This window comes from Caballeronia sp. INML1, assembly GCF_023631085.1.
In the GTDB taxonomy this organism is placed as follows: domain Bacteria; phylum Pseudomonadota; class Gammaproteobacteria; order Burkholderiales; family Burkholderiaceae; genus Caballeronia; species Caballeronia turbans.
This window is the reverse complement of record NZ_JALQDT010000108.1, coordinates 1-524: the sequence shown is the minus strand read 5'-3', so window position 1 is coordinate 524 and position 524 is coordinate 1. Positions and strand designations below refer to the sequence as shown.

Below are 524 nucleotides of genomic sequence, written 5' to 3'. Positions count from 1 at the left end.
TGAAGCGCACCGGGAATTTCGGAGACGGTTTTGCTGGAGTTACGCTGCCATCGGCATTCCAGCGATTTGTTCATAGTAGCGGGCTTCCGCTTCGGCCGGTGGGATGTTGCCGATCGGCTCAAGTAGGCGTCGATGATTAAACCAGTCCACCCATTCAAGCGTGGCGAGTTCGACCGCCTGCACGTTACGCCATGGTCCGCGACGATGAATAACTTCTGCCTTGTAAAGGCCGTTGATCGTTTCGGCGAGTGCGTTATCGTATGAATCTCCGACGCTGCCGACTGACGGTTCGATTCCTGCTTCGGCTAGACGCTCCGTATACCGAATTGAAACGTATTGCGACCCGCGGTCCGAATGATGTACCAAACGGTTACTTTCGGCTGGTCGGCGCTCATGTACCGCCTGCTCCAGCGCGTCCAACACGAAGTCAGTACGCGCTGAGCTTGACACTCTCCAGCCTACGATGCGTCGCGCGAACACATCAACGATGAAGGCAACATAAGCGAAGCCTTGCCAGGTGGCCA

Annotated in this window: 1 protein-coding gene; it reads right to left on the bottom strand. The window is 56.3% G+C overall.

Annotated features, from left to right (window positions below; translation table 11 throughout):
* Nucleotides 1-39: 39 nt before the first annotated feature.
* A partial coding sequence (locus NCR38_RS34020) for an IS3 family transposase (protein WP_143756477.1) occupies nucleotides 40-524 on the bottom strand: 485 nt, incomplete at its 5' end.